Origin of the sequence: Thiococcus pfennigii, assembly GCF_016583835.1 — a bacterium.
Lineage (GTDB): Bacteria > Pseudomonadota > Gammaproteobacteria > Chromatiales > Chromatiaceae > Thiococcus > Thiococcus pfennigii.
Genome location: NZ_NRRW01000110.1, coordinates 1 through 4,938 on the forward strand (window position 1 = coordinate 1; position 4,938 = coordinate 4,938).

The following is a 4,938-nucleotide window of genomic DNA, read 5'->3' on the forward strand; positions in this document are numbered from 1 at the left end:
CTGCCCGGCTTCACCCGTCCGGCCATCGCGGACTGGGCCGCCGCAGACCTGGCGCCCGGCTGCCGGGTGACCTCCGATGGCCTGGCCTGCTTTGCCGGCGTCACCGATGCCGGCTGTGAGCACACCGCCATCATCGTCGGCGCGCGCAAGCCCAAAGACTTGCCGCAGTTCAGTTGGGTCAACACCGTCCTGGGCAACCTCAAGACCAGCCTCGGCGGGGCCTACCACGCCTTCGACTTCGCCAAGTATGGTACCCGCTACCTCGGCACCTTCGCCTACCGCTTCAACCGCCGCTTCCACCTCGACACGATCCACGCCCGTCTGCTCGTGGCCGCCGCGACCATCGGGCCTCGTCCGCCGCCCTGGCTCCGCCTGGCTCCGCCTGGCTGAGGAATCTTGCTAATCAGGAGCCGCGAAAACGCCAACCTACACCACACCGGGCGGCCAGTTGATACGCGGCGTAGCCGGGTGCGGCCTACCCTTTCTGGAGGATGGCTTTCGATCAAGCTGAGCCAAAAACGTCAGAAGACAAGACCCCGTCATCCCGCTGGTGACCTTCTTGGTGGCCTTCTCACAGCAGCTTCACCAGCGCCGCCATCGCCCCGACCTGAGCAAACATCAGCGGAATCAGCCAGGCCAGCAGGGTGTTGCGACTACGCTCGATCTCGGTCTTCATTTCGCCGCGCAGTTGCTCGATCTGGGTCCGCACCTCCCCCCGCAACTGCTCGATCTGCAAGGTCAGGTCCGCTCGCACCTGCTCGATCTCCCGTTGCAGGCGCAGCTCCGTCTCGCGCAGGTGTTGCTGCGTCGCAAGATCGGGAAGGTGCGGATAACGCTCTTCAACCCGCTCGAAGGCCTCGGCGATCACCCGCGCCCGAGCGCGATCGTCCGGGGCACTGGTAGCGCCTCGTAGAACTCGACGACGGACGCCATCTCAAGATCCTCTTGCGTTCGGTTCGAATCAATCGCGATTATCGCTTGCCGCTCCGCCAACACCCGAACGCGAAGCCACCACCACGCCCTACCCGCCACACGAGAGCGACTCTAAACGGCTAAGGCGAACGGCCAGCGGTCCCCTACAGGCTACCCGAAATGTGCAATGTGAGACCTGCCCCTTCCCCTGCTCGCCATGCCTGGTTTGGGTCAATGCCCAATGCGCTTGAGATCGCGATAGAAGTTTTCATGTGGTCCGACCATCAGGAGTTTGACCGTGTTCTCGTCCAGAACGCGGTAGGCGAGCAGGGACAGCACCTTACCCATGGGAAATTTATAGATCCTCACAGCCGCAAGGTCGCCAACCTTCGTTTCGCCCGCGTCTGGTTGGCTACTGATCGTGCGCACAGCTTCATCGAGCGCCGCCTTTTGCAAACGGTGCATTTTCTTGACCGCGCGATCAAAGGTGGGCGTGACAAGGATGCGCATCAGCCGAACTGATACTCACCTACGGGTTCTTCCTGATCTGCAAGCAGGATGTCGCGGATGACGCTGAAGGGCAAATCCGGATTCTCCGTGGCGATTTTTCCGATCCGAGACCAGTATTCGATTTGCTTGGGTACCGAACGATGCTCGACCGCGCCGTGGCGCTTGGCGCACTCAATAAGGGTTTCTGACAGCTTGACGTTGATGGACATGTGAAGCTCCGCTGCAAGGCTCCAGAATAGCCCGCAAAGGACCACAATGGAACCTGGAAGGCTCAAGAACTGATTTGTTTGCCCGTTCCGAAGGCCAGGCCAATTTGGCCGGACAAGCGCCGGACAAGCAAGAGGGTGAGCGCGGGTCGGGGTTGATCCGTAGCGCCAGCGGCGGCGTGGGGCAGGGACGGGAACCCGAAAAAGGCGAGACCGCCGGAGCGGTCTCTTTTGCGGTCGAGGGAGGAGAACGGAGTGGGGCATTTGGTCCGTTGGTCGCCGGATGGTTCGTGGTGCGTATCCAGCCGCACCGTGGCCTAGGAGTGTTGGTACTTGCGACCCCAGATCCTAGTCGGGGGAGGAGAAGAACGGGCGTGGGTAGCCCGTTGGGTGCCGGAGGGTACGCGGTACGTATCCTACCCGGCTTGTCCGATCCCGCAGGCCCCTGGGAGCGCCGAGCCCCAACTCGGCGCCGCGCGGGCGTCCCAACCAACTCGACCCGCTACCAGAACCCGAGGCCGTCACTACGCCCTACCCGCCAGAGGAAAGCCACATCGAACGGCAACGGCGAACGGTAAGCGGTCCCCGGGGCTGTGCGCCCCCTCCCCCTGCACCCCGCATCCTGGTGACCCCAGCCCGCACGATGCTACAAAGCGAGACCCCAGTCCCTGCTTACAGCCCGAAATGTTGCATTTCGAGACCTGACCCCATTCCTCTCCCTGCGTCCATTCCCCGCTCTCCACTCAGGCGGTATCAAGCGACTCGACATCGGTCGAATCGTGATAGATCTCGATGCCGAGCTGCTCGGCAACCTTGCGCGCTCGCCCATCGACCATCGGCGAAATGACGATCAGCCGCTGCGCCTGGCGTTGATGGCGTGCTTCGTAGAAACGGGCCTTGCGCTCGAAGCTGTATAGCCCGGCCTTGTCGATCGACGACTTCAGCTCACAGATCAGCAAGACGCCATTCTTGATGATCACATCGAGCTCGATCTGCTCCGGGCGCCCGAATACCACGCCCTCGTCATCGAATTCGTTGACGTTGATCACCTCCACGCCGAAGCTCTCCTCGAGGATCCCGGCCAGCGCGTTGCGAAACGCCCGCTCGGACTGGATGCCCCAGCGCGCACCCAGCGCGCCGATGCCGCGGTCGAACTTCTTCGACTGCGCCATGATCTCTTCATGCACCCGATCGAAGTGCCGATTGCTCTCCTCCCACTTGCGCGCCTGCTCGGCGCGGTCGCGGTCCGCTTCGGCCTTCTGCTCGGCCCACTTGCGCGCCTGCTCGGCGCGGTCGCGCTCGGCCTCGGCCCTCTGCTCTTCCCACTTGCGCGCCTGCTCGGCGCGATCGCGTTCGGCCTCGGCCTTCTGCTCTTCCCACTTGCGCGCCTGCTCGGCGCGATTGCGTTCGGCCTCGGCCTTCTGCTCTTCCCACTTGCGCGCCTGCTCGGCGCGATCGCGTTCGGCCTCGGCCTTCTGCTCTTCCCACTTGCGCGCCTGCTCGGCGCGATTGCGTTCGGCCTCGGCCTTCTGCTCGGCCCACTTGCGCTCGCTCGCCTCTCGGTCGCTCCGCAGCTCCCTGAGCATGGCATGGAACCAGTCCTCGCTCTCACCGCGCGTCGGGTGGTGCTGCCGCACGAGCGCCAGCACATCATCGCGAAAGGCGGGATCCTCGCGCAGCAACACCGGCAACTCGCGCTTGATCGCGTCTTTCAAGGATTCCGCGGTCATCGTCGCTCCTCACTCATGGCCAGCAACCATGCCTCAACAAGACAGCCCGAGCCCGGCACCTTATCCCCACCTGTGGGGGGCGGCCCAAAGGGCGCGCCCAAACGTCCGACCGCCGCGCGCCACCGCCTGCGCAGGCATCATCGACCGCGAGCAGCGGCCTGATGCACGGGCCGCGGCCATTCCTCAGCGTCGAGAAGTCCATCATCGCGTCGACCTCCGGCGAGGTAAAGCCTTCGATCAGCGATACGACAAATCCCGGCTAGCTGAACAACCCCCTCTACCCCGTGCCGTCGTGACTGGCCGTCTCCAGCGCCATCTGTACTGCCCAGCGTTGCCAATCCCGGGGGCGTTTCTACACATTCGAGGTGTGACTTCCAGTCTTTCCAAACCCCGTAAACGCTACCGCGCCTAATCGAGCCGGGGCCACCAATCCGTGTCTGCCCCACGCGATATCCAGCAGGGGAAAATCAGCCTGGCCCCTGTTGCCAACTAATTCAGGACGCGTTCGCCATTGACAACGACCGGCTGACCCGTCGCGTAAGAATAGAGGACGTCCGGACAAAAATCCGCGCCATTTGGCCAGACGACGGTGCCGAGATCCGCATCGATGGTCACCTGCCGAAAGAATTCGTCATTCTGCAACGCCGCGAAGATGCCCCTGTAGTCCGATAGAACGATATCACGCATCTCCGGGTCGATCAGCGCTTCCTGTATGGCGCGCCCGTAGACAGTGGCTCAAGTACGCAAGAGCTCGTCCTATCATACGGTACGCCTGGGGCTCGCCCGCGCGCGGCCTGGCGACGAACGGCGCCGGTGCCGGGCAGCGAGCCGCGTTTACTGGCGCGATGGCGAGAAGGGGAAAATCAACCTGGTCCCAGCCCCACTCGGCCTACCGGGCTGCCCAAAATGGGCAATGGGAGACCTGATCCCAAATCCTGACCCGGGGAGTATGCGTGCCACTGACCTTGACGCGACACGAATTGTCGCCTGCCGGAGGGTCAAGCCCGTCGGCACTCTCCAACGGAATTTTCGGGGCTCCACACCTTCAAGGTCGGCAAAACCCGTTACCCTTGCACCTCGCCTGCTCATCAAGCCTACGCATCGACGCGGCGGTTACCCGCCGCGCCGCAAGGCTCGATACTGGGCTCGCGGCTCACGATTACCCAGGCGGGACTCTCACCCGCTAGAACACGCGGCCTTGCCAGGCCGCACTGACCCCATTCTGCGCGCGTGACCCCATTCCGCGTGGGTCCCGCCCCAGTGTTCCGTGATCGCTTGCCTTGGTGCCGGCCCGATGGCAGAGTAAAGCCATGAACTCGAGCGTTGCACTCTACGAAGCCCTGACCACGGCTCCCGACGATCGCGCGCGGGCGCGCGTCATCGCCGAGGCCTTCGAGCGCTTGGAAGAACGCTATCCGCATCTTCCGGAATTGGCGACCCAAGGCCATGTGCGCGAAAGCGAGCTGCGCCTGCAAAAGGAGATCGAACAGGTCCGTGCCGAGATCGAGCGGGTCCGCGGCGAGCTCAAGCTGGACATCGAACAGGTTCGCGCGGAGGTCGAGAAGATCCGCGCCGAGCTC

The 4,938-nt window shown here is 63.7% G+C and carries 5 protein-coding genes and 2 pseudogenes; 2 read left to right on the top strand and 5 right to left on the bottom strand.

Features of this window, described 5'->3' with window-relative positions:
• The coding region (locus CKO41_RS17945) for a transposase (RefSeq protein ID WP_200383249.1) at positions 1 to 390 on the top strand (390 nt) is incomplete at its 5' end.
• 181 nt (positions 391 to 571) lie between these two features.
• Here the strand turns inward: CKO41_RS17945 and CKO41_RS17950 are convergent.
• From CKO41_RS17950 to CKO41_RS17970, 5 genes and pseudogenes are all read right to left on the bottom strand, one after another.
• Positions 572 to 933: pseudogene (locus CKO41_RS17950) on the bottom strand (DUF1640 domain-containing protein).
• A gap of 210 nt (positions 934 to 1,143) precedes the next feature.
• Positions 1,144 to 1,422, bottom strand: coding sequence for a type II toxin-antitoxin system RelE/ParE family toxin (locus tag CKO41_RS17955; protein ID WP_200383251.1), 279 nt, complete (start codon positions 1,420 to 1,422; stop codon positions 1,144 to 1,146).
• Positions 1,422 to 1,631, bottom strand: coding sequence for a TA system antitoxin ParD family protein (locus CKO41_RS17960; RefSeq protein ID WP_200254594.1), 210 nt, complete (start codon positions 1,629 to 1,631; stop codon positions 1,422 to 1,424). Before CKO41_RS17960 ends, CKO41_RS17955 begins: the two co-directional genes overlap by 1 nt.
• Before the next feature lie 740 nt (positions 1,632 to 2,371).
• Complete coding sequence (locus tag CKO41_RS17965; RefSeq protein WP_200383252.1) at positions 2,372 to 3,358, bottom strand: PD-(D/E)XK nuclease family protein; 987 nt, start codon at positions 3,356 to 3,358, stop codon at positions 2,372 to 2,374.
• A gap of 489 nt (positions 3,359 to 3,847) precedes the next feature.
• Positions 3,848 to 4,045, bottom strand: coding sequence for a DUF2442 domain-containing protein (locus CKO41_RS17970; RefSeq protein ID WP_200383253.1), 198 nt, complete (start codon positions 4,043 to 4,045; stop codon positions 3,848 to 3,850).
• Between the two features lie 623 nt (positions 4,046 to 4,668).
• Between CKO41_RS17970 and CKO41_RS17975 the strand changes: the two are divergent.
• Positions 4,669 to 4,938, top strand: a pseudogene (locus CKO41_RS17975) (DUF1640 domain-containing protein); the annotation flags it as partial.

Coding starts and splice junctions, on each gene's coding strand:
- CKO41_RS17955 (WP_200383251.1), bottom strand. CDS start 1,422: ATGCGCATCCTTGTCACGCCCACCTTTGATCGCGCGGTCAAGAAAATG.
- CKO41_RS17965 (WP_200383252.1), bottom strand. CDS start 3,358: ATGACCGCGGAATCCTTGAAAGACGCGATCAAGCGCGAGTTGCCGGTG.
- CKO41_RS17960 (WP_200254594.1), bottom strand. CDS start 1,631: ATGTCCATCAACGTCAAGCTGTCAGAAACCCTTATTGAGTGCGCCAAG.
- CKO41_RS17970 (WP_200383253.1), bottom strand. CDS start 4,045: ATGCGTGATATCGTTCTATCGGACTACAGGGGCATCTTCGCGGCGTTG.